Raw genomic sequence first — 26,898 nt, 5'->3', positions numbered from 1 at the left:
CCCGCCCCGCAATGGGCACTCGGTGACCGCACCACGTGGGGCAGCCCGGTCGGCCACGGCCGCTACACCTTCAGATCGGCCTTGTCCCCCATCACGATGACAGGGTGCTGATGCGGGTCGAGCGTCCGCAGGAGATATTCCATGGCCGACTTGGGCACGCTGACACACGCGGACGTACCGCTGCCGTGGTCCATGTGCAGCCAGATACTGCCGCCCTTCGTCTGACCCAGGGGGCGGTCCGGATTGTCCGGCGGGGTACCCACGCGGCGGTTGTAGTTGATGGCGACGACGTAGTCGAAGTCGTGCCAGTGCGACCTGGCCCAATCGCGGGGAGCCTGATAAGCCGCCGAGTGGTCGTACGGGAGCAGTGCGCCCGGGTCGTCGAGCACTCCGCCCGCGTCGGTGAGCGAGAACACCCCGACGGGGCTGCGCTTGTCACCCTCGTGATGGTCGGTGGTCCAGCCCTTCGTCCCGTTGTGAGCGTGCCAGGTACGCCGCACCTCCCAGGTGGAACCGGACTTCGCGTACAGCACGACCGTGGAGTCGGCGGAGTCCCTGCCCTCGCCGTAGACCGCCACCACCTGGTGGGAGTCGGACGGGATCCGGGCCTGCAGGCGGTTGCCGACCTCCGGTATCCGGGTCAGATCGACGGTGCGTGCGGGGGCTTGTTCGCCCTTGGCACCGGCTCCGCCGTGGTCCTTCACCGCGCCGCTCCCGCCTCCCGAGCCTCCGCAGGCCGACAGGAGCACAGCGAGGGCACCGCACGCCACGGCGGTGAACCCCGTACGCCTCGCACTGTCTTTTCGCATGCGCCCCATCGTTGCATCACGTATCGGACGAATAACCCCTACCCCCCCGACTTCTCGATCAGGCGTTGTCTTTCCGGGCACACTTTCGATGGGCCGGAGGTGGTCCCAGCCTTGTCTCGGCGCCCCTGCCCCGAACTCCTGTCTCACGAACTCGCATCCCGGCCCTCTGTCCTGAATCCGTGTCCTGGGATGAAAAATCGTTTGCCTCCGGTCCCACCATGACGCGAACCTTTCACGGTTTGCTGCCGACCCCCCACGGTCGGTCGCCGGAACTCCACGGCTTCGCCCCGGCCCCATTCCCTGACCCCACCCCTTACACGAGCCACTGGGACGTCATGCAGATTCAAGACCTTCCCTATCCCGACCCGGGTGTGCCGGACGCGCGCTCGGGTCCCCGATTCCTGTGGTGGCTCGGCCGGAATCAGCTCGGAGGGCAGTTCAAGGCCCTTGCCTGGGGGTTGCTGCACTTCGTGGCCGTCTCCGGGCTGCCGTTCTGCGTCGGCCTCGCCGTCCAGGCCGTCGTCGACCGCTCCGGCACCCGACTCGCCCTGACCGGTGGGCTGCTGGTGCTGTGCGGCGCCTGCATCGCGCTGGGCGACACCATGCTGCACCGGGCTGCGGTAACCAACTGGATCACCGCCGCCGCGCGCGTCCAGCAGCTGCTGGCCCACAAGACCGCCCAGTTGGGCTCCGCCCTGACGCGACGTGTCGCGGCCGGCGAGGTCGTCGCTGTCTCGACCGGCGACGTCGAGAAGATCGGCTGGTTCGTGGAGGCCCTGTCACGGTTCGCGGCGGCCGCCCTGACCGTCGTGCTGGTCTGTGTCGGCCTGGTCGTCTACCAGCCCGCGCTCGGCGTACTCGTCGCGGTGGGTGTGCCCGTCCTGGCGCTCGCCGTACTGCCGTTGCTGCCCCGTGCCACCCGGCGCGCGGACTTCCAGCGAGAGAAGGCCGGCCGCGCCACCGAGCTGGCCTCCGACACCGTCGCGGGCCTGCGCGTGCTGCGCGGCATCGGCGGCGAGGAACTGTTCCTCGACCGCTACCGCCGCGCCTCCCAGGAGGTCCGCCACGCGGCCGTGCGCAGCGCCCGGATGTGGTCGCTGATCTCGGCCATCCAGGTGCTGTTGCCCGGCCTACTGATGATCGCCGTCATCTGGCGCGGCGTTCACCTGGCCCGCGACGGCCATATCACGGTCGGCGAACTCGTCACCGTGTACAGCGCGGTCATGCTGCTCACCTACCCATTGCGACACTTCGAGGAGATCGCGATGGCCTACTCCTTCTCCCGCCCGTCCGCCAAGCGCGCCGCCCGGGTGCTGTCCCTGGAACGGGCCATGGACAGCGGCGGATCGCGCTCGGCCGAGGTACCGTCCGGGGATCTGTACGACCCCGCGACCGGGCTGCTCGCGCCCGCCGGGCGGCTCACCGCCGTGGTGTGCGGCGACCCGGACGCGGCGGGTGTGCTCGCCGCGCGGCTGGGTGGCCACCCCACGGAGGGGGGCACCTCGGTGCTCCTGGGAGGCGTACCCCTCGACGACTTGCCGCTCGACTCCGCCCGTACGGCCGTCCTCGTCCAGGACAAGGACCCGGTGCTGCTGTCCGGCTCGCTGCGCGAGCTGCTCGACGTGCCTTCCTCGGGTCTCGTCAGCGCCGAGGCCGCACTGACCGCCGCGCAGTGCGGCGATGTCCTGGACGCGCTCACCCAGGGGTCGTTGGACGCCGGGGACCCGATGGAGGCCCGCATCACCGAACGCGGACGCTCCCTTTCCGGCGGCCAACGCCAGCGCCTGGCCCTGGCCCGGTCGCTGATCACGGATCCCGAAGTGTTGGTCCTCGACGAGCCGACCTCCGCCGTCGACTCGCACACCGAGGCCCGGATCGCCGATGGCGTGCGCGCCCTGCGCACCGGGCGCACGACGGTCGTCCTCACCTCCTCGCCGCTGCTCCTGGACCACGCGGACCGCGTCGTTCTGGTGCACGAGGGCGAGGTCGTGGCGGTCGGCGTACACCGCGAGCTGGTACGCGGTGAGCCGCGGTACCGGGCCGTGGTGACCCGGGAGACCGATGACGAGGCCGCGCGGAGCAGTGTGCGGGAAGAAGACAGGGCCGCGCGCAGCCATGTGCGGGAAGAGGACGAGGCCGACCTGAGCGGCGTACTGAAGGAACTGGAAGAAATCGAGGAGACCGCATGATCGGCCTGGCGCCACCGGCCTACGACCCGGCGGCCCCGACGACGGCGCACACCCTGCCCGTCGGTGCCCCCGCGACCGTACGCGCCTACGTGACCGAACTCTTCCGGCGGCACCGTCGGGCCTTCCTGCTGCTCATCGCCTCCAACACGGTGGCCGTGGTGGCCTCGATGGCCGGCCCCTATCTGCTGGGCTCGATCGTCGAGCGGGTCTCGGACCACGCGCGGCAGCTCCATCTGGAGCGCACCGCCGCGCTGTTCGCCGTGGCACTCGTCGTACAGGCCGTGTTCGTACGCGAGGTGCGGCTGCGCGGAGCCGTGCTCGGCGAGCGGATGCTGGCCGATCTGCGCGAGGACTTCCTCGTACGGTCGGTCGGGCTGCCGCCCGGCGTCCTCGAGCGGGCCGGCACGGGCGACCTGCTGTCCCGCATCACCACGGACATCGACCGGCTCGCCAACGCGATGCGCGAAGCCGTACCGCAGCTCGCCATCGGCGTGGTGTGGGTGGCCCTGCTGCTCGGCGGGCTCGCCGTGACCGCGCCGCCGCTCGCCCCCGCCGTACTGGTAGCCGTGCCCATCCTGCTGATCGGCTGCCGCTGGTACTTCAAGCGCGCACCGTCCGCCTACCGCTCCGAGGCCGCCGGTTACGCCGCCGTCGCCGCCGCGCTCGCCGAGACCGTGGACGCGGGTCGCACCGTCGAGGCGCACCGCCTGGGCGAGCGCCGCATCGAGCTGTCGGAGCGCCGGATCAAGGAGTGGACGGCCTGGGAGCGCTACACGCTCTGGCTGCGCACGGTGCTCTTCCCGGTCATCGGTGTCACGCACGTGGTGATCCTCTGCTCGGTCCTGATGATCGGCGGGGTCTTCGTCCTTCAGGGCTGGATCGGCGTGGGGCAACTGACGACGGGCGCGCTCATCGCGCAGATGCTCGTCGATCCGGTGGGCCTGATCCTGCGCTGGTACGACGAGCTGCAGGTCGCCCAGGTGTCGCTGGGCCGGCTGGTCGGCGTCCGGGACATCGAGCCGGACGCGGGCGACCCGGAGATGGTCCCGGACGGGCGGGACGTGCGCGCGGACGAGGTGCGCTTCGGCTACCGGGCCGGGGTGGACGTGCTGCGCGAGGTCTCCCTGGAGGTCGCGCCGGGCACCCGGCTCGCGCTGGTCGGACCGTCCGGAGCGGGTAAGTCCACGCTGGGCCGGCTGCTCGCCGGAATCTACGCACCCCGGGACGGCCGCGTCACGCTCGGCGGTGCCGAGCTGTCCCGGATGCCCGCCGAGGCGGTCCGCTCCCACGTGGCCCTGGTCAACCAGGAGCACCACGTCTTCGTGGGCTCCCTGCGGGACAATCTGCTGCTCGCCAGGACGGGAGCGGTCGACGCCGAGCTGTGGGCGGCGCTCGGAGCGGTGGACGCGGACGGCTGGGCGCGGGCGCTGGACGACGGTCTGGACACCGAGGTCGGCTCGGGCGGGCTCGCGCTCACCCCGGCCCAGGCTCAGCAGATCGCCCTGGCCCGGCTGGTCCTCGCCGATCCGCACACCCTGGTCCTGGACGAAGCGACCTCGCTGCTCGACCCGCGCGCGGCCCGTCACCTGGAACGCTCGCTGGCCCGCGTCCTCGACGGACGCACCGTGGTCGCCATCGCCCACCGGCTCCACACCGCCCACGACGCGGACGTCATCGCCGTCGTGGAGAACGGCCGGATCAGTGAGCTGGGCAGTCACGACGAGCTGGTCACGGCCGACGGTGCCTACGCGGCGTTGTGGCGGTCCTGGCACGGGTGAGGGTGCCCTGCCGGTGCGGTCCGCGCTCGTGTGCGGCAGCGGTCGCACCGGCGCCCGGGACCTGCCTCCGTGGGCGCGCCCGCACCGCCTCGGACCGTGTGGCGTTGCGCAGTGCCGAACCGGAGTGGAAGGCTGGATAACGGCACCGGCTCGGGGAACGCCCGGGAACCACCCGGTTCGCGAAGGGCGAAGCCTGTGTCGAGTGGCCCGCGCGCCCGCCGTCGAGCGCGGTGGGATCGGGCTCGCCCGCATCACCTGGAGGTACCCGTGAACAGCGTCGACGGATGGGGAGACGACGTCTACCAGCCCGACGGATCCGAGGTACAGGACGACGCGGGGCTGCTCGACTCCGAGGACACCTTGCTCTCCGACGGTGTCGGTGACCCGCTCGACCGGGGCTGGTCCCCGCCGGAGCGGCCGTGGGCGGTGGAGCATGCCGGGGTGACCGCCGCGGAGCGCCGACAGGGCGAGACTCTGGACCAGCGCCTCGCGGAGGAGATGCCCGACGTCGCCGAGCCGGACGGAGACGGCATCGGCGACTGCCAGGGCACCGACGGCGAACCCTGGGACAACGAAGTGGGCGCCAGCCGCTCCGGTCGTCTCGTCGCCCCCAATGAAGGAGCGCACGAGGACGACGAGAGCGGGCTGATCGCCACCGACGTCGGCATCGACGGCGCCGCGGCCTCGGCCGAGGAGGCCGCGATGCACATCGTCGACGAGGACACCGCGTCCGGCTGACCGGCCCTCGCCCCCCTCCCCCAAGGAGCACCCATGCAGCAGGACAAGCACCCCGACTACCGCGCCGTCGTCTTCCGCGACCGCGCCGCCGGGTACGCCTTCCTCACCCGGTCCACCGCGACGAGCGACCAGACCATCGAGTGGGACGACGGCGAGACCTACCCGGTCGTCGACGTCGAGATCTCCTCGGAGAGCCACCCCTTCTACACGGGCAAGGCCCGGACCGTGGACTCGGAGGGCCGGATCGCACAGTTCGAGAGGCGGTACGGCGGTGCGGGGCAGGGAGCGGGCAAGGACGAGACGGCATGAGGGGGTGCCCCCCGCGCTCGGGCGCGAGGAGCAGGCACTCCTCCTCGGGCGTGCGGGGCTGACGCTCTCGCTCAGATGACGTTGAGCGCCGCCGCGCAGCCCACCCCGCCGAGCAGCATGAAGACCGGCATGAGCACCTTGAGCTCCACCCAGCTGCCGGCACGGAAGCGCATCGCCTTGGGCGGGCCGATCGGGTACCAGCGCTTGCGGCCGATCGGGATGGGCCACAGGACCGGGCAGCCGGACACCGTCAGCGCGTCCCCGATGTCGTGTACCAGGGCTCCCAGGACGATCGGCAGTCCGAGCCACAGGTACTCCTGGCCCGGTGCGGTGAACAGCCAGTCCGAGCCGTTGCCCGGCTTGTCCAGGACTCCGGCGAGGATCCAGGCGCTGGTCGCCGCCAGCAGCCAGACCAGGACGTCGCTGCTGGAGCCGCGGGCGGCCCGCCACAGCAGGCCCTCGATCGCCAGCACCATGTGCACGAAGAGGATGGCCAGGACCGCCCAGCGGCCACCTGTGATCGCAAGGGCCGCGGTGCCCGCGCCGATCATCACCGCCCACAGCCAGGTGTGCGTCAGCGTGCGATGGCCGCCATTGCGCCGTGGGTCGCCCGGCTTGCGGGTCGACTTGTAGACGGCGTACGAGAGCTTGTCGACGATCTCGCACAGGGTCCGTGAGACGGGCCCGAAGGCCCGCGAGATCGTCGCCGCCTTGTGGTCCAGGTCGGGGGCGAGCGCGGCACCCGCGCAGATCAGGGCGCCGACGAGGAGGACCGGCCAGGGCATCGTGTGACCGGCGGCGGCCGCCGCCGCTCCGACGCCGAGCCAGGCCGCGGCTCCCGAGAGTGAGTGTGCTGGTCCCATCATGGCCGTTCCCCGCCCCATTCTTCTTTCGCCGCTGTCCAGTTGCCCGCATACGCTGACGCTTCGTCGGCGCCACAGCGTAACGGTCGTGATCTTCGGACGAGCATCCGATTCCCCCATCGAGCGGGTTGACAGGCAAGATGGGGGCGTGACCCTTATCGATCAGCTGCCGCAGACCGCAGATCCCGACGCCCTCTACGAAGCCTTCGAGTCGTGGGCCGGAGAACGCGGTCTCACGCTCTACCCCCATCAGGAGGAGGCGCTGATCGAGGTGGTCTCGGGTGCGAACGTGATCGTCTCGACGCCCACCGGCTCGGGCAAGAGCATGATCGCCGCGGGCGCCCACTTCGCCGCGCTCGCCCGCGACGAGGTCACCTTCTACACGGCACCGATCAAGGCACTCGTCTCGGAGAAGTTCTTCGAGCTGTGCAAGATCTTCGGCACGGAGAACGTCGGCATGCTGACCGGCGACGCCTCCGTGAACTCCGACGCCCCCATCATCTGCTGCACCGCCGAGGTGCTGGCGTCCATCGCGCTGCGGGACGGCAAGCACGCCGACGTCGGCCAGGTCGTCATGGACGAGTTCCACTTCTACGCGGAGGCCGACCGCGGCTGGGCGTGGCAGATCCCGATCCTGGAACTGCCACAGGCGCAGTTCATCCTGATGTCGGCGACGCTCGGCGACGTCTCGATGTTCGAGAAGGACCTCACCCGGCGCACCGGACGGCCCACGTCGGTGGTCCGCTCGGCGACGCGGCCCGTGCCGCTCTCCTACGAGTACGTACTGACCCCGCTGACGGAGACGCTCACCGAGCTGCTCGCGACCAAGCAGGCTCCGGTCTACATCGTCCACTTCACCCAGGCGCAGGCCGTGGAGCGGGCGCAGGCACTGATGAGCATCAACATGTGCACGCGCGAGGAGAAGGACCAGATCGCCGAGCTGATCGGCAACTTCCGGTTCACCACCAAGTTCGGCCGCAACCTCTCCCGGTACGTACGCCATGGCATCGGCGTGCACCACGCGGGCATGCTGCCCAAGTACCGGCGGCTGGTGGAGAAGCTGGCCCAGGCCGGTCTGCTGAAGGTCATCTGCGGCACGGACACCCTCGGCGTCGGCGTCAACGTCCCGATCCGCACCGTGCTGTTCACGGCGCTGACGAAGTACGACGGCAACCGGGTGCGCACGCTCCGTGCCCGTGAGTTCCACCAGATCGCCGGCCGTGCCGGGCGCGCCGGATTCGACACGGCGGGCTTCGTGGTGGCGCAGGCGCCCGAGCACGTCATCGAGAACGAGAAGGCGCTCGCCAAGGCGGGCGACGACCCGAAGAAGCGTCGCAAGGTGGTCCGCAAGAAGGCTCCCGAGGGCTTCGTCGGCTGGACGGACAACACCTTCGAGAAGCTCATCGCCTCCGATCCCGAGCCGCTCACCTCCCGCTTCCGGGTCACCCACACCATGCTCCTGGCGGTGATCGCCCGGCCCGGGAACGCCTTCGAGGCGATGCGGCATCTGCTGGAGGACAACCACGAGCCGCGCAAGCAGCAGCTGCGGCACATCCGTCGGGCGATCGCGATCTACCGCTCGCTCCTTGACGGCGGCATCGTCGAGAAGCTCGACGAGCCGGACGCCACGGGCCGCATCGTGCGCCTCACCGTGGATCTGCAACAGGACTTCGCGCTCAACCAGCCGCTGTCGACCTTCGCGCTCGCCGCGTTCGAGCTTCTGGACCCCGAGTCCCCCTCCTACGCCCTGGACATGGTGTCCGTCGTGGAGTCCACCCTGGACGACCCACGGCAGATCCTCGCGGCCCAGCAGAACAAGGCACGCGGCGAGGCCGTGGCGGCGATGAAGGCGGACGGCGTCGAGTACGAGGAGCGCATGGAGCGGCTCCAGGACGTGTCGTACCCCAAGCCGCTGGAGGAGCTGCTCTTCCACGCCTACAACACCTACCGCAAGAGCCACCCGTGGGTCGGTGACCATCCGTTGTCGCCGAAGTCCGTTATCCGTGACATGTACGAACGGGCCATGTCCTTCACGGAGTTCGTCTCCCACTACGAGCTCGCCCGTACTGAGGGCATTGTCCTGCGTTACCTCGCGAGTGCCTACAAGGCGCTTGAACACACCGTCCCGGACGACCTCAAGTCCGAGGACCTGGAGGACCTGATCGCCTGGCTGGGCGAGCTGGTGCGCCAGGTCGACTCGAGCCTCCTCGACGAGTGGGAGCAGCTCGCCAACCCCGAGGAAATGACGGCCGAGGAGGCCCAGGAGAGGGCCGACCAGGTCAAGCCGGTCACGTCGAACGCCCGCGCCTTCCGTGTCCTCGTCCGCAACGCGATGTTCCGCCGTGTCGAACTCGCCGCACTCGACAACGTCGACGAACTCGGCGAGATGGACGGCGAATCCGGCTGGGACGCCGACGCCTGGGGCGAGGCGATGGACAAGTACTGGGACGAGTACGAGGACCTCGGCACAGGCCCCGACGCCCGTGGCCCCAAGCTGCTGTCGATCGTGGAGGAGCCGCAGAACGGTCTGTGGCGCGTCCGTCAGACCTTCGCCGACCCGAACGGTGACCACGACTGGGGCATCAGCGCGGAGGTCGACCTCGTGGCCTCCGACGCGGAGGGTCGCGCGGTCGTCAAGGTCACCGACGTCGGCCAGTTGTGAGCACAGGAGAATCCCACACATGACGAACCCAGCCGAGAGGCTCGTCGACCTGCTCGACCTGGAGCAGATCGAGGTCAACATCTTCCGTGGCCGCAGCCCGGACGAAAAACTGCAGCGGGTCTTCGGCGGCCAGGTGGCGGGCCAGGCCCTGGTGGCGGCCGGGCGCACCACCGAGGGCGACCGGCCGGTGCACTCGCTGCACGCGTACTTCCTGCGCCCGGGCCGGCCGGGCGTGCCGATCGTGTACCAGGTCGAACGGGTCAGGGACGGGCGGTCGTTCACCACTCGTCGCGTCACCGCCGTGCAGCAGGGCCGCACGATCTTCAATCTGACCGCCTCCTTTCACAAGCCTGAGGACGGAAGCTTCGAGCACCAGCTGCCGCCGGCCCGTGAGATCCCGCACCCGGAGTCGCTGCCGACGGTCTCGCAGGAGATAACCGAGCATCTGGGCGCGCTTCCCGAGTCGCTGGAGCGCATGGCGCGCCGTCAGCCGTTCGACATCCGGTATGTGGACGGACTGCGCTGGACCCCGGAGGAGATCAAGGACGCGGAGCCGCGCAGCGCGGTGTGGATGCGTGCCGTCGGGCCACTGGGCGACGAACCGCTTGTGCACACCTGCGCCCTCACCTACGCGAGCGACATGACCCTCCTGGACGCCGTCCGCATCCCGGTGGAGCCGCTGTGGGGTCCGCGCGGCTTCGACATGGCCTCGCTCGACCATGCGATGTGGTTCCACCGGCCGTTCCGCGCGGACGAGTGGTTCCTGTACGACCAGGAGTCGCCGATCGCGACGGGCGGGCGCGGGCTGGCCCGCGGGCGCATCTACGACCTGGAGGGACGCCTGCTCGTCTCGGTCGTCCAGGAGGGACTTTTCCGGGCGCTGTAGGGATACAGGAATGGGCCCGTCCCCCCGGGAAGAAGCCGTCCGGGGAGGACTCGTCAGGGCGTCGCGGGTAGGAGCGCCCCGTCAGGGGTTTCTGCGGCGCAGCCACCCGAGGAGCCTCCGTGGCCGCTCGGGCTCCACGCTCGGGGCCCGGTCGTCGAGGACGGCTTCCCGCGGTCGCGAGGCCGCCGGAGCCGCGGCCGAAGGGGAGACCGGCGTCAGCGGGGCCTTGGGGGTCGGGCGGGGTGCGGGGCGGAGCTCTCGGGCCTCGACGAGCGCCTGGCCCAGATCGGCACGGAGCCAGCTGATCTCGTCGGGATCCTCGGCCGTCATGATGCGCGAGACGAGGTGCGCGGCAGGAGTGTCCGGCGCGGCGCCGTGGGAGGCCCGCTCGGGCCGGAAGCGGTTCAGATACGCGCGCTCGTACGGGTCCCTGACAATCTCGGCCACCTGAACGGGGTCGAGCAGGGAGGCCACGATCGCGGCCCGCGCCCAGGGGTCCTCGGTCTGCCGCAGCAGGAATCCCATGTGCCGGCCGCGCCAGTTGCGAGGGCGGAGGTCCAAGCCGGCTTCCAGCTGATCGCGGAGTCCCTCGGGTGTACGGCCCTTCAGCAGCGGGACGTTCTGCTCGTCCGCCCCGAACTGGCGAAGTTCTTCGCCCAGATACAGCCAGACCACAGCCCTGTACCGGTTCAGATAGAACTTCACGGGCACCACCAGACCCAAGCGCGCGAAGCGCGTGAACCTGGCGGCCGTCACGCCCATGAGCGCTGCGCCCTCCGTGGTGCCGACGGCCTTGATGCGTTCCCGCAATGCCTCGGGGAAGCCGTCCTTGGAGCGCACCCGCTCGATCTCCGCACGGGTGACGCGGCGTCCGCCTCCCCCCTCGTCGGGAACGGTGCGGATGCATCCGAGATGCAGGGCGAGGTCGAACTCGCCGCGCTTGAGCTCCAGTTCTCGCGCGGCGCGCCCGAGCGACGATGTGGCGGCCCTCGATGCCGTGGCCTGCAAGGTGGTGGACTGCGAGGCGGTGGACTGCGTGATGGTGTTGCCGGACATGACGGTTCTCCCCCGTGGAGTGAGGTGCTCGCGCCGTCGGGCGCTTGCTTCGAGAAAAACCGTAGCCGGTTCGGCGGATCTCGCGGCGAGCCTGTGGATAACTCTGACCGCGATGACGTATCCGCAGGTCAGAGGTCTACAGAAGACGGACGTTCCGGTTGGCGGACGTCCACGCCGAGGTGTTCGCCGACACGGTTGACGAGCAGTGTCATCTCGTAGGCGACCTGGCCGATGTCGGCTTCCGCGGCGCTGAGAACACACAGGCAGCTGCCCGCGCCCGCCGCGGTGACGAAAAGTACCGCGTCGTCGAACTCGATCATCGTCTGGCGCACCTGACCGGCGCCGAAGTACCGACCTGAACCCTTCGCCAGGCTGTGCAGACCCGACGAGACCGCCGCGAGGTGCTCGGCGTCCTCACGTCGAAGTCCTGTGCTCGCGCCGGTCACCAGCCCGTCGTTGGACAGCACCAAAGCGTGCCGTACGTGTTCGACGCGCTCGGTCAGGTCGTCGAGCAGCCAGCCGAGCCCCGTGTTCTGCGCCATGCTCCATCTCCCCGTGATGCTTTTCCCCCTGGCTGGAGGATCCGACCAGCCAGCCTTCCCCACGGCCGCCCTCCGGGCAAGCAGGATGGGCGCATGGCACAGAAGATGACCGATGAGCAATGGCGGGCCTTCGTCTCCCAGGGCACCCGCACCGGAAAGCTGTCGACCGTCCGCGCCGACGGAAGTCCGCACGTGGCGCCGATCTGGTTTCTGCTGGACGGCGACCACGTAGTCTTCAACACCGCGAAAGAGAGTGTGAAGGGACGGAATCTGGCCCGCGACGGGCGGGTCGCCCTCTGCGTGGACGACGACCAGCCGCCGTTCGACTTCGTGGTGGTGGAGGGTCGTGCCGAGTTGTCGGAGGATCTGGCCGAGCTGCGTCACTGGGCAGCTCGGATCGGCGCACGCTACATGGGTGAGGACCGGGCCGAGGAGCTCGGGAAGCGCAACGGCGTGCCGGGGGAACTCCTCGTCCGCGTAAGGATCGAGAAGGTCGTGGCTTGGGCCTCGATGGCGGCCTAGGTCTCTCCTTCGAAGGTCTCGGCCCGATTTTTCCCTGGCCTCAACCGACGGAGTCGAGCAGCCGGGCGGTGTGCACCCGTCCGGCGTACTCCACGAGCCGGATGAGCACCTCCTTCCCGGAGTCGCGGTCCCTGGCGTCGCAAAGCACCACGGGCGTACCCCGGTCGAGGTCGAGGGCGCGGGACACGTCCTGGGCGCCGTAGGCGCGGGCGCCCGTGAAGCAGTTGACGGCCACCACGAACGGGATGTGCCGGTGCTCGAAGTAGTCCACCGCGGGAAAGCAGTCCTCGAGCCTGCGGGTGTCCGCGAGGACGACGGCCCCCAGCGCGCCCTGCGACAGCTCGTCCCACAGGAACCAGAACCGGTCCTGGCCCGGTGTGCCGAAGAGGTAGAGGGAGAGGCCGGACCGGATGGTGATGCGTCCGAAGTCCATGGCGACGGTCGTCGTGACCTTCCGATCCACGCCGTCGGTGTCGTCCACCGACTGACCCGCCTCGCTGAGCAGTTCCTCGGTGCGTAGCGGCCTGATCTCGCTGACCGCGCCCACCAGGGTGGTCTTGCCCACGCCGAACCCGCCGGCGACCAGTATCTTCAACGCCAGGGCGGTCGTTTCGTCGGCCGAGGCGTCGGAGTTCTCGGAGACCATCGATCACTTCTCTCGGGAGTGGCGGCAGCGGTCGGCGCCGGCCGAACGATGCCGGGTATGCGTCGGTGCGTGTGTGCGCGTGCGTGGAGTCGCGTCGTTCACCTGGATATGTAGAGCCGCGTCGTTCATCTAGAGCGCCCTCAGTCCCTCGATCACCTCGCGGAGGATCCGCTCGTCGGGCAGTTGTGCGGGCGGCACCGGGCGGCTGATGGTGACGCAGCCCAGTTCCAGCAGATCGCCGAGCAGCACTCTGACCACGCCCACCGGCAGGTCCGCGCCCGCGGCGAGTTCGGCCACGGATTGCGTCTCCGTGCGGCACAGGTCGATGAGGACCCGGTGTTCCGGCCCGAGCAGGGAGTCCTCGTCGACTCCGGGTGCGCCCTTGTCGAGGGTGACCAGGGCGATCAGATCGAAGCGCACTCCGGTGGGGCCCGGTTTGGTGCGGCCGCCCGTCATCGCGTAGGGACGGACGAGTGGTCCCGCTTCGCCGTCGTACCACTGGCTGCCCGCAAGGTCCTCGGTCATCTGCGCCGCCCGCCCTCGGTCATCCGGCGGCGGGCGGCTGCGCGGCGACCCGCGGCGGCGTGTAGAGGTGCTCGCCTACGCGCTTGACCAGCCGCGCCATCTCATAGGCCACCAGGCCGATGTCGGCCGTGACCGCGGTGAGGACGGCGAGGCACGAGCCGTCGCCCGCTGCTGCGACGAACAGGAAGCCGTCGTCCATCTCCACCATCGTCTGACGTACGCCCCCGGCGCCGAAGTGGCGTCCCGCGCCCTTGGCCAGACTGTGAAAGCCCGAGGCGACGGCGGCCAGGTGTTCGGCGTCCTCGCGCCTGAGGCCGGTGGAGGAACCCACCGCCAGTCCGTCGTTCGACAGCACCACCGCATGCCGCACTTCGGCGACACGCAGCACCAAGTCGTCCAGCAGCCAGTCGAGTTCGCCGGATCGCTGGGCGGCCCTCATGCTCGGGTCCTGGATCATGCGGAGTCTCCTTCACTGCTGTCGCTGCCCGCATCGGGGTCTGGAGTGGCGCCGCGACCGGATGTTCTGCCGCCGCCGCGCGCCCAGCCGTCGCGGTAGGCCGCCATACGGTCCCGTACGAGTTCGGGCGTGCGTGTGTCGTCGTGCTGGTGGGCCGCCACATGTGTCGGCTCCTCGGTTCGCTGTGCGCGCAGTTGGGGCGCGAGACTCGCCTGCCGTACGCGCCGTGGGAGGTCGTCGGACCCTTCGGAGTCGTCCGGAGGGCGGTGCAGCCGCAAAGTGGTGACTCCAGGTGGTGGGGTTTCCGGCGAGCCGTTCACAGGGGTTTCGGACGAGACGTTCACGGGGGGTTCCGGCGAGCCGTGCCCTGGGGGTTCGACAGCGGTCTGCACGAGGGGCACGAGTGCGGGTCGTTCGATGGGCGCCTGGACGGAGTCGTGCTCCGGGGCGGCCGACACACGCGCGTACTCGCGTTCGTCGGACCTTCCGTTGTCCGCCTTGCGGGGGGAACGTTCCGCCGCGCCTCCGTGCAGCAGCGTGGTCGGCAGCAGGACGACGGCGGTGGTGCCCCCGTAGGGCGAGGTGCGCAGGTGCACCTTGATGCCGTGCCGGGCCGCGAGCCTGCTGACCACGAAGAGACCGAGCCGGTCGCTGTCGAACAGGTCCAGCGCCTCGGACTGTTCGATGCGCCGATTGGCCTCGTCGAGTGTCTCCTTGCCCATGCCGAGCCCTCGGTCCTCGACCTCCACTGCGTAGCCGTTGCCGACCGGTTCGCCGGTGACGCGGACGCGGGTGTGCGGCGGGGAGAACTGCGCCGCGTTCTCGACGATTTCCGCCAGGAGGTGGGTGAGGTCGGCCACGGCGGCGCCGCCGACCGCTGCCTCGGGCAGCTGTCGTACCTCCACGCGCGCGTAGTCCTCGACTTCGGACACGGCCGCGCGGACCACGTTCGTCAGCGAGACCGGCATCCGCCAGGCCCGGCCGGGTGCGGCGCCGGAAAGGATGATCAGGCTCTCCGCGTGGCGCCGCATCCGGGTGGTGAGGTGGTCGAGCCTGAAGAGGTCACTCAGTTCGTTCGGATCCTCGGACCTGCGCTCCATGCTGTCCAGCAGGCTCAGTTGGCGGTGTACGAGGACCTGGCTGCGCCGGGCGAGATTGACGAAGACCCCCGAGATCCCGCTGGCCAGTTCCGCGCGTTCGACGGCGGCGCGCAGGGCCGCCCGGTGCACGGTGCCCAGGGCCTCCGCGACCTGTCCGGTCTCGTCCTCCGAGGGTGGTCCTGGCGGAGCCTCCGCGCGGACATCGATCTCCTCCCCCGCGCGCAGCTTGCGCATCGCCTCGGGCAGCTTGCGTCGAGCGATCTCGAGGGCGCTGTTGCGCAGGAGCACCAGTTCGACGACGAGGCCGCGTCCGATGCGTACGGAGATCACGAGCGACGCGGCGACGGCAGCGAGACCGAATACGACAGCGGCGCCGGCGGGTGTCAGCAGACCGCGGGTCAGAGGGTCGGCCCGGTCCGCGACACCCCGGCCCGCCTTCGCCTCGATGGCGCGCATGGCGTCCTGCACACGCGCGTGGGCGGTGTTCCAGCCGGCTTTCGACGCGGCGTCGACGGCGTTTCCGCCGGGCCTTGACGCGAGCACCTTGTCCTCGACGGCGCGTACGTCGGCGTACGCACTCCCCGTCACGAGGTCGCGCCAAGAGGCCTGTTCGGGTCCGCGCAGATCCGCGACGGCGGCGTCGGTCAGGGTGCGGCGGGTGGCGACCGCCCCGGTGAACAGCCGCAGTCGCTCACCGTCCATGGTGTGGGCGAGCCGGGCACCGGACAGCACGGTGTCCTCCTGGGCCAGCGCCTCGCCGGCCCGGGAGAATTCGAGGAGTACGCGCGCGTCGGAGCCCAGGTCGGCGTCCTGGATGCCGGTGAGGGCTCCCCCGACCGCGAAGGCCGCCGAAATGGTCCTGGTGTACTGCCCGTACGCCTCGTCCCATCCGGTACGGCGCTCCAGTACGGCGGCGCGCAGGGGCCCCAGGCTCTCGGCCCCTTTGACGAAGGCGTCGAGCCGTCCGGCCACTCCGGCGGGCAGGTCGGCGCCGTCGGCGACGGTGTTGTGGGCGCCCAGTCGCAGCTTCGCCACCGCGCGGTCGGTGCGTTCCGCCAGCGTCTTGAGATCGCTCTGTGGCTCGGAGGACGGGTCGGTCGCATGGCGGACGACGGCCGCGCGCTCGGCCTGGAGCGCGGCGACGGCGTCGTCGACCGGGGCTCGGACGGTGGAGTCCACACGCTGCAACTGCCGCAGTCGCGCGACGTCCTGGGCGGTACTCACCGTGGCGTACGCCCACAGGGCGAGCAGCGAGACGACCGGCACCATGAGCAGACAGACGATCTTGGCCCGCACCGTACGGGGACGTACGCGCCATCGTCCCGCGCGCGGGGATGCCTCTGGCGGCGTCCCTGTGGCGTCCTCGTCGGGGTCGTTGTACTCGTCGGCGGGCGGTCCCGCGTGGGCGCGGCGACCGCGCTGCGGGGGTGGGGCCGGCGGCTCGGCGCCGGCTGCAGGGGTCCTACGGGGTGTACGCATGGCCTCCTCCCTCGGAGTGGTTCGGGGCGTGTCGTCCGAGCCGTCGTGGCTCGGGCCCGCCACTAACGGGCGACGCTGTCGACCGGCCGCTGGGCCGATGCGGATGCCTCGCGCTCGCCGGCTGTCGGAGACAGCGCGACGAATGCCGAGGTCAGGAAGAGATAGGACCCGAGGCCGACGGCGAGGGGGAAGATGAACTGCATCGCCGTGGCCCCGGGAAGGGCCTCCCCGGAGGGGCTGACACGCACGCTCACCGCCATCATTCCGGTGTAGTGCATGCTGCTCACCGCCCCACCCATGACGAGGGAGGCGACGGCGACCGCGACGGGCGACCTGATGTTGAGTGCCGCCCACAGGGCCGCGGTGGCCGCGACCACGGCGATCACGACCGAGAGCCCGACGAGCACCGGGTCGTAGCGCACGGCGCCGTGCAGCCGCAGCGCCGCCATGCCCAGGTAGTGCATGCTCGCGACGCCGAGTCCGGTGGTGAGTCCGCCGAGGACGAGCGCACGGCCCCGGTCGCGGCCGTAGCCGACGGCGAAGACGCCCGCGCCGACGACGACCATCGCGACGAGCAGACTGAGGATGGTCAGCGGCACGTTGTAGCGCATTTCCGTACCGCTCACACTGAAGCCGAGCATCGCCACGAAGTGCATCGTCCAGATGCCGGTGCCGATCGCGGAGGCCGCGGTGAGGAGCCAGTTGCGGCGCGAGCGCCCAGTGGCGCCGAGCGCGCGGACCGTGCAGCGCAGCCCCAGGGCGGAGCCGATAGAGGCCATCGCGTACGACAGCACGGGGGTCAGCCAGCCGAAGGCGGCGTGGTCCAGGTGTCCCATGGCTCAGGGACGCTAGTCCGCGCAGGGGCGCACAAAGGGGGCGCATTTCGAAAGGTGTTGAAATATGACACAGACAGGTACGTGACCGATCGCGTGACGCTCGAACGTGTGCACAGCGTCGTACTTCGTGTCGGTGAGAGATCATGCGGAACATGAGCGAGGACCACACACATGTCCAGGAGTTCTTCACGGCGCGCGCGGCTGGCTGGGACGCGCGGTTCCCCGACGACGGGCCGGCCTATGCGGCGGCGGTCGGCGAACTCGGCCTGCGCGAGGGGGACCGCGTGCTCGACGCGGGCTGCGGAACCGGGCGGGCGCTGCCGCCGCTGCGCGCGGCCGTGGGGCCCTCCGGAGTGGTCGTCGCGGCCGATCTGACCCCGGCCATGCTGGCGGCCGCGGTACAGGCCGGACGGCACCGCGACGGGCAGTTGCTGCTCGCCGACGTCACTGCGCTGCCGCTGCGCACCGAGTCACTGGACGCCGCCTTCGGGGCGGGGCTGATCGCACATCTGCCCAACCCCGCCGAAAATCTGAGGGAGTTGGCGCGGGTGGTGCGGCCCGGCGGCACGCTGGCGCTGTTCCATCCGATCGGCCGAGCTGCGCTCGCGGCGCGCCAGGGGCGCCGGATCACACCGGGCGACCTGAGGGCGGAGGCCAATCTCCGCCCCCTGCTGGCCGCTTCCGGCTGGGACATGACCTCGTACGTCGACGAGGACGCCCGCTTCCTGGCGCTTGCCACACGGCGGGGCTGAGGCCTCAGACCTTTCCGGCTACCTCGGCCACGAAGGCGTCGGGGTTGTCGAACATGACGTTGTGCCCCGCACCGGGAACGGTCACCACCCGGACTCCGGCGGCCTCCAGCCCCTCCCTGTCCTCCAGTTCACCGCTCAGCGCCCCCTGCAGGTAGACACGGTCCGCCGTCAGCCCTTCGAGCAGGTGGCGCATCGTGGGGACCGTGCCGCGCGCAAGGCCGATCGCGGTGCGATGCAGCGCGCGCGGGTCGGCGAGCCGCATGGTTGCCGCCCAGGAGGGGCCGACTTTGTCGAGCACGCGCGCGTGGCCACCGCTTTCGACGTACTCCTCCTCCGAGTACGAGGCGATGCCGCTGCTGCCCGCCTTGACCGGTGGATACGGGTCGAGGTTCGCCTCCACGAGGACCAGCCTGGACACGAGCTCGGGGCGCCGACGGGCCAGCACGATGGCCACCGCGCCGCCCATGCTGTGCGCGACCAGTTCCGCCTCCGTGACACCGGCCTCGTCCAGGGCGGCCGCGAGCGCGTCCGCGTGGTCCTCCAGGGTGTAGCCGAAGTCCGCGGGCCGATCGCTGATGCCGTGACCGGGCAGGTCGACGAACAGGGTCCGGCGCCCCGCCAGTTCGGGCCGGGCCGCGATGTGGGCGTTGTAGACCGTCGAGGCCGACCCCAGTCCGTGTACGTACACCCGGGCCGGTTCAGCGCCTGTCGCCTCCGTCCAGCGGATGCAGCTTCCCTTGCCGTCGAACTCGGTCTGCCTCATTGCTCTCCCTCGGGTCCGTCTCATCGTTTCTCGCGCTTCAAGAGAATACATCGGAACCGATGTATAGAGGAAGCGATGTATAGAGGAGGTGATGTACACCGCTGGTGCGGCAGAATGCGGGGCATGCTTGAGCTGGCCATCCTCGGTTTTCTGTACGACGCCCCACTGCACGGCTACGAGCTGCGCAAGCGCATCACCGCCCTGACCGGCCATGTGAAGCCCGTCGCGGAGAGCACGCTGTATCCCGCGATCAAGCGACTGGAGAAGGCGGGGTGGCTGGCGCGGGCGACGCAGCCCGGCTCCGTGGCCGCCCCTCGTCATGTCCTGACGCTCACCGAGGAGGGGAGAAGCGAGTTGCGCAGCCGACTCGCGGAGCCCGTACAGCGCGACATCACCGACGAGAACCGCTGGTTCACGGTGCTCGCCTTCCTCAGACACCTGGCCGACCCCCCGACACAGGCCGCGGTACTGCGCCGCAGGCTCGCCTTCCTGGAGGAGCCCGCGAGCTTCTTCTACGAAGGCGACCGGCCGTTGCGCGCCGAAGAGCTCGACGATCCCTTCCGGCAGGGCATTCTCACCATCGCCCGGGCCACGAGCCGGGCCGAACTCACCTGGCTGCGGAGCACGATCGACTCACTCGAAGGGAACGTTCGCGACGCTTCACCGGACCGTCCCTCTTCTGCCGCCGCGCCTTCAACTCTACGTTGAGTAGCAGCAGGTGAACGATCAGCGATGGCAACCGCGCAGGGGGAAGGTGGCCCGATGACCGGAATGTTCGGCAGACTCCGCGAGATATGGCGCCGGAAAGCGACCGACGGGGCCGAAGGGAAACGGCCCGCCAAGCGGCGACCGGAGAAACGTACACACAATCTTTTCGAGGCGGCCGCGGCCTACGTGTCGGCCTGCGCGGAGGACGACCAGGAGCAGATCGACGAGGCCGCGGCCTGGGTGTCGCCCGAGGCGCTCTCGTTCGGGGTGAACGAGCTGGCCTGCCGTGCCGTCATCGCTCTGGCGCGGGAGCGCGACGAGTCACCCCGGACGGTGGCGCGGACGCTGCTCGGTCTGCCCGCCGTCTGACCGCGGTAGACGCGGGCCGGGCGTTTCGCCCCCGTCCAGCCGGATAACTGCAGCTCCGCGTCTGTTTCGGGCTCGTGACAAGCGCCTTCGGGTCGCATTATGGTGCGCCGACGAACGTAGCGATCGGGAGGCTGGGATGGCCGGGACGGACGATGGCGCCGTCGCCACCGGGGACGACGACGCGCTGTATGTACTGACGGCGGTGCTGTTGACGCCCGCGAAGTTCCCCAGCGTGCTGGGGGACGACTACCCGGAGGCCTGCGCGGGGCTCGACCTGGCGCCCCTGGCCGACGGGTACGGTCTCGTGCTGGGCCAGGATGGCGAGGGTGCACGGTGGACGGTCGTCATCGACGACGTCTCGCTGGTCGCCGTCGCCATCGCGTCCTGGGACTGCGGAATGGAGCACGAGTTGTCGCCCGACGAGCGCACGGTCGTCTCCGCGCTGCCCGGCTGGCCCCTGGACGTCGCCGTCGCGGCCCCCGGGGTGCCGGCACCGCACGACCCCGCGCCCGAGCTCACGGAGCGGCCCGCGCTCGCTCCACCGGACACCACCGTCTGGGGACCGGCCCAAAGGCGCCTCGGAGCCGACGAGATCGCCCTCCAGTGGGCGATCTGGCGCGAACAGATCGACGACGGCGACTTCGTCACGTCGGAGGACACCGCCCAACCCGACGACGCCCCCCGGGACGAGACCGAGAGCACCGACGGCGACAGCGACAGCGGCGAGACCCGCAGCGGTGTCCGCCGGGTGCTCGCGGAGGCGCGCTCCTACGTGGACACCCCTCCGCCCCTGGGCCGTGTCCGCTCGTCCTTCGCCAGCGGTGACGCCCGGACCCTGCGCGCGGACGGCCCCGGCTGGTCCATGGTCGCCCGGACCGACGACATCGCCTTCGTCCTCCTTGACGAGGAGCCCGGAGAGGTCCTGCCCGTCGGCCGGGGCCCGGAACTGCCCGGTCTCCTGGAGGCCCTCGACAAGATGGCCGTACGCCCCAGCTGAGCGGTCGCGCAGTGGGTCGCTCCTCGCCCCGGACGAAGCGTGGCACGCGTCCGCTCGCGGACCGTGCCGACGGCACGGTCCGCGAGCGGCGACGGAGCCGCCTGCCGCGTGCCGGGAGGCGCTGCCGATCGGCAGCGCCTCAGCGGCCGAGTTCCTTGCGGGTGACGCGGCGCAGCCTGCGCCGCTGCGAGGGATCCAGCGTCAGGTACGCGGCCGCCGGAACTCCCACCACGATCAGGAAGGCGGCCCACCAGGGCAACCAGATCAGCAGGATGAGGCCGACCGCCACACCTCCTGCGGCGATCTTCGCGTTCTTCGACATGTGTCGCCTCCTTCGCGGCTGCTGCCGCTCTCTGTCCTGAAAACGGGTCCACGCCTCTCACGGTTCCAGTGCGCGACCCTGAGACATCCCTGAGGCGCTCCCCTGACCTACCCCTGAGACCCTCCGCGCTCACTCACCCCCTGAGACCTTCCGCGGCTGCTCGGTCCTGAGGGGTTCGCCGACCTCGTGCATGTGACGCAGGGCCTGCCGGTAGGAGTCGACGAGCCCGGTTTCCGCGTAAGGAATACCCAATTCCCGACAGTGTGCGCGCACCAGCGGCTGGGCGACCCGCAGGTGGGGGCGAGGCATGCTGGGAAACAAGTGGTGCTCGATCTGGTAGTTGAGGCCACCGAGGAACCAGTCGGTCAGGGCGGCGCCGCGGACATTGCGGGAGGTGAGCACCTGGCGGCGCAGATGGCCCCAGCGCTCGCCGTCCGGGTCGGGCATCTCCATGCCCTTGTGGTTGGGCGCGAAGGCCATGCCCAGGTGCAGGCCGAACAGCGCCTGGTGCAGCGCGGCGAAGGCCAGGGCCTTGCCGAGGGACATGGAGGTGAGCAGCAAGGTCGCGTACGCCACGGCGTGGGTCACCAGCAGCAGTGCCTCCACCACCCGCTCGCGCGGCGGCTGCCTGCGCAGGTCCTGGAATCCGTGGACCTTCAGGGCGACGCCTTCCAGGAGGGTGAGCGGGAAGAAGAGCCAGGCCTGGTTGCGGGTGAGCCAGCGCCGGAAGCCGACCCTGACCTCGGCCTGCTCACCCGTGAAAACCAGGACGTCGGCGACGACGTCGGGATCCTTGTCGATGTGGTTCGGGTTGGCGTGGTGGCGGTTGTGCTTGTGGTTCCACCAGGAATAGCTCAGTCCGAGGAGCAGGTTGCCATGGACCAGGCCGATCGCACGGCCGATCCCCTTGTTGCCGGTGATCTGTGTGTGGCCCGCGTCGTGGCCTATGAAGGCCGTGCGGGCCGAGAACACGGCGAGCAGCGGTGCGAGGACGAGCACCCACCAGGAGTTGCCGATCAGGGCGACACCCGTCACGACCGCGGCCAGCGCCAGCGCGTTCACGGTGATCGCGCATGCGTACCAGCCATGGCGCCGGTCCAGGAGACCCCGAGCCCTGACGGTGCGCAGCAGGGGCGCGAAGTCACTCCCAGGACTCTGCCCGACGCCGCCCCCTGGAGGGCCTTCCACTACGGCTGTGGCGGTCTGGGGCATGACGGGTCTCCGGTTTCTCAGGGAAGGGCTGACCTGATGAAACGTACGAATCAGTGACCCTCGGCGACCATGGCGCCACCACCCGTGTCCGTACTGAGGCTTGCCCCGCCCATCGAGGGGGGTTACGTACACCCCCGCCCAGGGGAGAGCCACCTCACGGTCCGGGCATCCACGCCCGGTGCACGCAGTGCTGTACCCTCGGCGGCTCCGAGCCAGTAGTCAAACTTGAGGAATGCGTCATCGCTGTGCAGAGAATTCCTGCGGCAACGCCCGCCGAGATCTCCGAACTGGCCCAATGCTGTGCCGTGTTCATGCCCGCCGATCCGTCCCGTACCGGAAGCGTCGCTTTCTGGCGGCCCGACAGTGACGTCCCACCAGTGGTGGCCTCCGGCGTCTTCGACGACCTGACCGTCGCACTGCCCGGAGACGACGGTGTCGGGCTCGTGACCGTGCCCGCCGTCCTGCTCCCGGTGCGCGCCGCGCTGCCGGTCCTCACGCGCGCGCGTACCGCCCCGCACGCACACCGCGCGACCACGTTCTGGGGCGCGGCCGCCGTGCTCGCCCTCCAACTCGCCGCGCGGGGGCTGCTGCTGCCGGGGCTGACGGCGAGCGACCACGACGCGTGGCGTGCCGGTCCGCTACGGGCCGACGACCTGGAGCGCGTACGCGAACTCGCCGCGGCGATGCCCCCCGAGGCGCACGCCGTACCGGTGGACGGCCGTGAGCCCGTGCGGTTGCCCGAACCGGAGCGGCTGCTGCGAGCCTTCCTCGACGCGGTCATCGACGCGCTGCCCCGCTCCCCCGCCGCGTCGCCGGCCGCGGGAGGCGCGGCCTTCGCGGCGCCGGAGCCGCGGCATGTGCCGGAGCAGCGCGCCTGGGCCGCCGACGTGGCCGCGGGGCACGACGCGGGCGTACGCGTCTCGCTGCGCGTCGAGGTCCCTGGGTTGGCGTCGGTGGGGGCGGACGAGACGCGGCTCCCGTTCCGCGGGGTGCTGCAGGTGCACAGCGTGAACGACCCGGGTCTTGTCGCGGACGCCTCCGCCGTCTGGGCCGGATCGGCGGCCTTCGGCCCGCGCGCGCGGATGGACGTCCTGCTCGCCCTGCGCCGTGCGGCCCGCGCCTGGCCCCCGCTCGCGCCGTTGCTCTCGGCGACGGTGCCGGATGCCGTCGAACTCGCCGACGAGGAGGTCACCGAACTCCTTGGTGAGGGCGCCCGCATGCTGGCGTCCGCCGGCGTCGACGTGCACTGGCCCAAGGAGCTGGCGCGCAAGCTGACCGCGCGCGCCGTCATCGGGCCGCCGGACGACGAGCGGAGTCCGGACAAGGTCGCGTCGGCCGCGCCCTCCTTCCTGTCCGCGGACGCGCTGCTGGCCTTCAACTGGTGGTTCGCGCTGGGCGATCAGCAACTCACGCGGCAGGAGCTGGACCACCTCACCGAGGCGAACCGCCCCATGGTGCGGCTGCGCGACCAGTGGGTCCTCGTCGACCCGCAGGAGGTGCGCCGTGCCCGGGCGCAACAGGACCGCAAGGTCACGCCCGTCGAAGCGCTGAGCGCCGCTCTGACGGGCTCCACGGAGGTCGACGGCCGCAGGGTCGACGTACGGCCCACGGGGTGGCTGGCGACGCTGCGGGAACGGCTCTCGGACCCGGAGGGGCAGGAGCCGGTCGGGCAGCCCGCCGCGCTCACCGCGACGCTGCGGGACTACCAGGTGCGGGGCCTCAACTGGCTCGCCCGGATGACCTCCTTGGGACTGGGCGGCTGTCTCGCCGACGACATGGGCCTGGGCAAGACGATCACGCTGATCGCCCTGCATCTGCACCGGCAGACCGACACCTCGGCGGCAGGCCCCACCCTCGTGGTCTGTCCGGCCTCCTTGATGGGCAACTGGCAGCGCGAGATCGAGAAGTTCGCGCCCAGCATGCCGGTTCGCCGATTCCACGGCTCACGGCGCAGTCTGGAGAGCCTGGCGGACGGGGAGTTCGTGCTCACCACGTACGGCACGATGCGGCTCGACGCGCCGCGACTGGCCGAGGTGCCGTGGGGCATGGTCGTCGCGGACGAGGCACAGCACGTGAAGAACCCCTACTCGGCGACGGCGCGGGCGCTGCGCACCATCGGCGCACGCGCGCGTGTGGCGCTCACCGGCACGCCGGTGGAGAACAACCTCTCGGAGCTCTGGGCGATCCTCGACTGGACGACGCCGGGCCTGCTCGGGAGTCTCGGCTCCTTCCGGACGCGTTATGCGCAGGCCGTCGAAGGCGCTCAGGATCCCGCGGCGGCCGAGCGGCTCACCCAGTTGGTCCGGCCGTTCCTGCTGCGGCGGCGCAAGTCGGACCCCGGTATCGCGCCCGAGCTGCCGCCGAAGACCGAGACCGACCGTGCCGTCTCGCTCACCAAGGAGCAGGCGGGTCTGTACGAGGCGGTGGTGCGTGAGACCCTCGCGGAGATCTCGGGCGCGGACAGCATGGCGCGGCGCGGTCTGATCGTGAAGCTGCTCACCGGCCTGAAGCAGATCTGCAATCACCCGGCGCAGTTCCTCAAGGAGGACCGGCCGAAGATCCCAGGCAGGTCCGGGAAGCTGGAGCTGCTGGACGAATTGCTCGACACCATCCTCTCCGAGGGAGCGAGCGTTCTGGTCTTCACGCAGTACGTGCGGATGGCGCGCCTCATCGAGCGCCATCTCGCGGTGCGCGGCGTCGCGACGCAGTTCCTGCACGGCGGGACGCCCGTCCAAGAGCGCGAGGCGATGGTGGAGCGCTTCCAGAAGGGCGAAATCCCTGTCTTCTTGTTGTCGTTGAAGGCCGCGGGCACGGGTCTGAACCTGACGCGGGCCGAGCACGTCGTGCACTACGACCGCTGGTGGAACCCGGCCGTGGAGGCGCAGGCCACGGACCGCGCGTACCGCATCGGCCAGACCCGGCCCGTGCAGGTGCACCGGCTGATCGCCGAGGGGACCATCGAGGACCGCATCGCCGAGATGCTGCGGCGCAAGCAGCAGTTGGCCGACGCGGTCCTCGGCGCCGGAGAGGCGGCGCTCACGGAGCTGACGGACGCCGAACTGGCCGACCTGGTGGAGCTGCGAGGGGACGCACGATGACGGATCGGAACGAGGAGCGTACGTTCGCGGCGCTGCCGCCCGCACAGGGGCGGGGCTTCGCTCAGACGTGGTGGGGCCTGGCCTGGTTGAAGGCTCTGGAGGACGCGGCGCTGGACTCGGAGCAGGTGAAGACGGGCCGCAGACTCGCGCGCACGGAGGCGGTGGGAGCCGTGTCGGTGCGGCCGGGGCGCATCACCGCCGTCGTTCGGGACAGGGACGGCACCGCACACCGCTCTGACGTGCTGCTTCAGGAACTGTCCGAGGAGCAGTGGGACCGTTTCCTGGACATGGCCGTCGAACGGGCCGGGCATGTCGCGGCGCTGCTCGACCGCGAGATGCCCCCACATCTGGTGGAGGACGCGGCGGCCTCGGGAGTCGAACTGCTTCCGGGGTTGGGCGACTTGGAGGCCGAGTGCGACTGCGGGGCCTGGGACCACTGTGGGCACACCGCGGCGCTCTGCTATCAGATGGCGCGGCTGCTCGACCAGGATCCGTTCGCCCTGCTGCTGATGCGAGGCCGCGCCGAACGCAGGTTGCTGGACGAGCTTCAGTCGCGCGGCAGCGCGACCGCGAAGGATCGGGCGGACGCCCCCGAACCCGCTCAGCAGGGCGTGGACGCCGGCGAGGCGTACGCGGCCGGGGACATCCTGCCGTCCCTGCCCGCTCCTCCGGATCTGCCCGAGGTGCCCGGTCGGCCGCCCTCCCTGGACACCGAGGCCGCGCCCGCACCCGGCGTCGACCCGCCCGCCCTGGAGTTCCTCGCTGCCGCGACCGCGGCCGAGGCGCACCGACTGCTCGCCGAAGCGCTCAGGCCGGCTCACGGGCAGGAACCACCGGCGGCGGAGTTGACTGTCGAGCAGGACGCGGTTCGGCTTGCTGTGTCCGCCACTGAGGGTGCGATCGTCGAGCGGCTGGCCGGCGGATCGGGGCGCGACCGGCAGGAACTGGCGCTCGCTGTACGCGCCTGGCACCACGGGGGTGTGGTGGCGCTGGCCGTGCTGGAGGACGAGTGGGCCGTGGAGGCGGAGGCACTCGCACGCGCGCGTGCCTCCCTGGAGGCGGCCTGGGACGAGGGAGAGCGGCCGCGACTGCGTGCCACCCGCAACCGTTGGACCGCCGTCGGCACACCTGCCCAGCTGCGCCTGGGGCGTGACGGTCGATGGTGGCCGTACCGCAAGGAGCGGGGTCGTTGGACGCCCGCGGGGCCGGCGACAGGGGATCCGGCCACCGCCTTCGCGATGGCACAGGGAGACCCGGGCGGCGACCCGATGAGTGGTTGA

At 70.7% G+C, this 26,898-nt stretch carries 25 protein-coding genes; 13 read left to right on the top strand and 12 right to left on the bottom strand.

The annotated features are described in order from the left end of the window. Positions 1-62 precede the first annotated feature (62 nt). The gene (locus SMIR_RS34675; RefSeq protein WP_212727808.1) at positions 63-809 is read right to left on the bottom strand and encodes a hypothetical protein; all 747 of its coding nucleotides are present in this window, start codon (positions 807-809) and stop codon (positions 63-65) included. A 335-nt stretch (positions 810-1,144) separates the two neighbouring features. On the opposite strand from SMIR_RS34675, the gene SMIR_RS34670 reads away from it, so the two are divergent. From SMIR_RS34670 to SMIR_RS34655, 4 genes are all read left to right on the top strand, one after another. Continuing rightward, a complete protein-coding gene (locus tag SMIR_RS34670; RefSeq protein ID WP_212727807.1) occupies positions 1,145-2,998 on the top strand; it encodes an ABC transporter transmembrane domain-containing protein in 1,854 nt (617 codons plus the stop codon). After that, complete coding sequence (locus SMIR_RS34665) at positions 2,995-4,776, top strand: ABC transporter ATP-binding protein (RefSeq protein ID WP_212727806.1); 1,782 nt, start codon at positions 2,995-2,997, stop codon at positions 4,774-4,776. The genes SMIR_RS34670 and SMIR_RS34665 overlap by 4 nt, the downstream gene beginning before the upstream one ends. Positions 4,777-5,043: 267 nt before the next feature. Then, complete coding sequence (locus tag SMIR_RS34660) at positions 5,044-5,514, top strand: DUF5709 domain-containing protein (RefSeq protein WP_168489723.1); 471 nt, start codon at positions 5,044-5,046, stop codon at positions 5,512-5,514. Positions 5,515-5,547: 33 nt separating this feature from the next. Next, on the top strand, positions 5,548-5,823 hold the full coding sequence (locus SMIR_RS34655) for a type B 50S ribosomal protein L31 (RefSeq protein ID WP_168489724.1): 276 nt from the start codon (positions 5,548-5,550) through the stop codon (positions 5,821-5,823). A 71-nt stretch (positions 5,824-5,894) separates the two neighbouring features. Here the strand turns inward: SMIR_RS34655 and SMIR_RS34650 are convergent, their stop codons facing one another. Next, positions 5,895-6,689: a metal-dependent hydrolase gene (locus tag SMIR_RS34650; protein WP_101407657.1), complete on the bottom strand. Its 795-nt coding sequence runs from the start codon at positions 6,687-6,689 to the stop codon at positions 5,895-5,897. Positions 6,690-6,834: 145 nt separating this feature from the next. Here SMIR_RS34650 and SMIR_RS34645 point away from each other — a divergent pair, with 145 nt between their 5' ends. Beyond that, positions 6,835-9,348, top strand: coding sequence for a DEAD/DEAH box helicase (locus tag SMIR_RS34645; protein WP_168489725.1), 2,514 nt, complete (start codon positions 6,835-6,837; stop codon positions 9,346-9,348). Positions 9,349-9,367: 19 nt separating this feature from the next. Further along, positions 9,368-10,234, top strand: coding sequence for an acyl-CoA thioesterase (locus tag SMIR_RS34640; RefSeq protein ID WP_168489726.1), 867 nt, complete (start codon positions 9,368-9,370; stop codon positions 10,232-10,234). A gap of 81 nt (positions 10,235-10,315) precedes the next feature. Here the strand turns inward: SMIR_RS34640 and SMIR_RS34635 are convergent, their stop codons facing one another. Further along, positions 10,316-11,290: a DUF6397 family protein gene (locus tag SMIR_RS34635; protein ID WP_248002833.1), complete on the bottom strand. Its 975-nt coding sequence runs from the start codon at positions 11,288-11,290 to the stop codon at positions 10,316-10,318. A 128-nt stretch (positions 11,291-11,418) separates the two neighbouring features. Then, positions 11,419-11,832, bottom strand: coding sequence for a roadblock/LC7 domain-containing protein (locus tag SMIR_RS34630; protein ID WP_168489728.1), 414 nt, complete (start codon positions 11,830-11,832; stop codon positions 11,419-11,421). A 93-nt stretch (positions 11,833-11,925) separates the two neighbouring features. On the opposite strand from SMIR_RS34630, the gene SMIR_RS34625 reads away from it, so the two are divergent. After that, entirely contained in the window at positions 11,926-12,354 is a 429-nt protein-coding gene (locus SMIR_RS34625; RefSeq protein WP_168489729.1) for a PPOX class F420-dependent oxidoreductase, read from the top strand. Positions 12,355-12,394: 40 nt separating this feature from the next. On the opposite strand, the gene SMIR_RS34620 is transcribed toward SMIR_RS34625, so the two are convergent. From SMIR_RS34620 to SMIR_RS34600, 5 genes are all read right to left on the bottom strand, one after another. Continuing rightward, entirely contained in the window at positions 12,395-13,000 is a 606-nt protein-coding gene (locus SMIR_RS34620; RefSeq protein ID WP_095856070.1) for a GTP-binding protein, read from the bottom strand. 129 nt (positions 13,001-13,129) lie between these two features. Continuing rightward, the gene (locus SMIR_RS34615; protein WP_168489730.1) at positions 13,130-13,525 is read right to left on the bottom strand and encodes a DUF742 domain-containing protein; all 396 of its coding nucleotides are present in this window, start codon (positions 13,523-13,525) and stop codon (positions 13,130-13,132) included. A gap of 19 nt (positions 13,526-13,544) precedes the next feature. Beyond that, positions 13,545-13,982 (bottom strand): roadblock/LC7 domain-containing protein, encoded by a 438-nt coding sequence (locus tag SMIR_RS34610; protein ID WP_054228912.1) that lies wholly within the window; start codon positions 13,980-13,982, stop codon positions 13,545-13,547. Next, positions 13,979-16,561: a nitrate- and nitrite sensing domain-containing protein gene (locus tag SMIR_RS34605; protein WP_168489731.1), complete on the bottom strand. Its 2,583-nt coding sequence runs from the start codon at positions 16,559-16,561 to the stop codon at positions 13,979-13,981. The genes SMIR_RS34610 and SMIR_RS34605 overlap by 4 nt, the downstream gene beginning before the upstream one ends. Before the next feature lie 62 nt (positions 16,562-16,623). Next, positions 16,624-17,397, bottom strand: a complete 774-nt coding sequence (locus tag SMIR_RS34600; RefSeq protein WP_168489732.1) for an MHYT domain-containing protein — start codon at positions 17,395-17,397, stop codon at positions 16,624-16,626. A 152-nt stretch (positions 17,398-17,549) separates the two neighbouring features. On the opposite strand from SMIR_RS34600, the gene SMIR_RS34595 reads away from it, so the two are divergent. After that, positions 17,550-18,149 (top strand): class I SAM-dependent methyltransferase, encoded by a 600-nt coding sequence (locus SMIR_RS34595; protein ID WP_212727805.1) that lies wholly within the window; start codon positions 17,550-17,552, stop codon positions 18,147-18,149. Positions 18,150-18,153: 4 nt separating this feature from the next. Here the strand turns inward: SMIR_RS34595 and SMIR_RS34590 are convergent, their stop codons facing one another. Next, positions 18,154-18,912: an alpha/beta fold hydrolase gene (locus tag SMIR_RS34590; RefSeq protein WP_168489734.1), complete on the bottom strand. Its 759-nt coding sequence runs from the start codon at positions 18,910-18,912 to the stop codon at positions 18,154-18,156. A gap of 123 nt (positions 18,913-19,035) precedes the next feature. Here SMIR_RS34590 and SMIR_RS34585 point away from each other — a divergent pair, with 123 nt between their 5' ends. The 3 genes from SMIR_RS34585 (at position 19,036) to SMIR_RS34575 (ending at position 20,986) form a co-directional block, all read left to right on the top strand. Continuing rightward, entirely contained in the window at positions 19,036-19,620 is a 585-nt protein-coding gene (locus tag SMIR_RS34585; RefSeq protein ID WP_168489735.1) for a PadR family transcriptional regulator, read from the top strand. A gap of 54 nt (positions 19,621-19,674) precedes the next feature. Then, entirely contained in the window at positions 19,675-19,989 is a 315-nt protein-coding gene (locus SMIR_RS34580; RefSeq protein ID WP_422664484.1) for a hypothetical protein, read from the top strand. 136 nt (positions 19,990-20,125) lie between these two features. After that, positions 20,126-20,986: a hypothetical protein gene (locus tag SMIR_RS34575; RefSeq protein ID WP_168489736.1), complete on the top strand. Its 861-nt coding sequence runs from the start codon at positions 20,126-20,128 to the stop codon at positions 20,984-20,986. Between the two features lie 139 nt (positions 20,987-21,125). On the opposite strand, the gene SMIR_RS34570 is transcribed toward SMIR_RS34575, so the two are convergent. Then, on the bottom strand, positions 21,126-21,308 hold the full coding sequence (locus SMIR_RS34570) for a tail-anchor membrane protein (protein WP_101407670.1): 183 nt from the start codon (positions 21,306-21,308) through the stop codon (positions 21,126-21,128). 129 nt (positions 21,309-21,437) lie between these two features. Beyond that, positions 21,438-22,520 (bottom strand): fatty acid desaturase family protein, encoded by a 1,083-nt coding sequence (locus tag SMIR_RS34565; protein WP_212727804.1) that lies wholly within the window; start codon positions 22,518-22,520, stop codon positions 21,438-21,440. 245 nt (positions 22,521-22,765) lie between these two features. Here SMIR_RS34565 and SMIR_RS34560 point away from each other — a divergent pair, with 245 nt between their 5' ends. Next, on the top strand, positions 22,766-25,618 hold the full coding sequence (locus SMIR_RS34560) for an SCO1167/SCO6262 family helicase (RefSeq protein WP_168489738.1): 2,853 nt from the start codon (positions 22,766-22,768) through the stop codon (positions 25,616-25,618). Continuing rightward, positions 25,615-26,898, top strand: coding sequence for an SWF or SNF family helicase (locus SMIR_RS34555; protein ID WP_168489739.1), 1,284 nt, complete (start codon positions 25,615-25,617; stop codon positions 26,896-26,898). The genes SMIR_RS34560 and SMIR_RS34555 overlap by 4 nt, the downstream gene beginning before the upstream one ends.

It is taken from the genome of Streptomyces mirabilis (assembly GCF_018310535.1).
GTDB lineage: Bacteria > Actinomycetota > Actinomycetes > Streptomycetales > Streptomycetaceae > Streptomyces.
The sequence above is the reverse complement of the archived record's forward strand: the minus strand, read 5'-3'. Positions and strand labels throughout refer to the sequence as shown.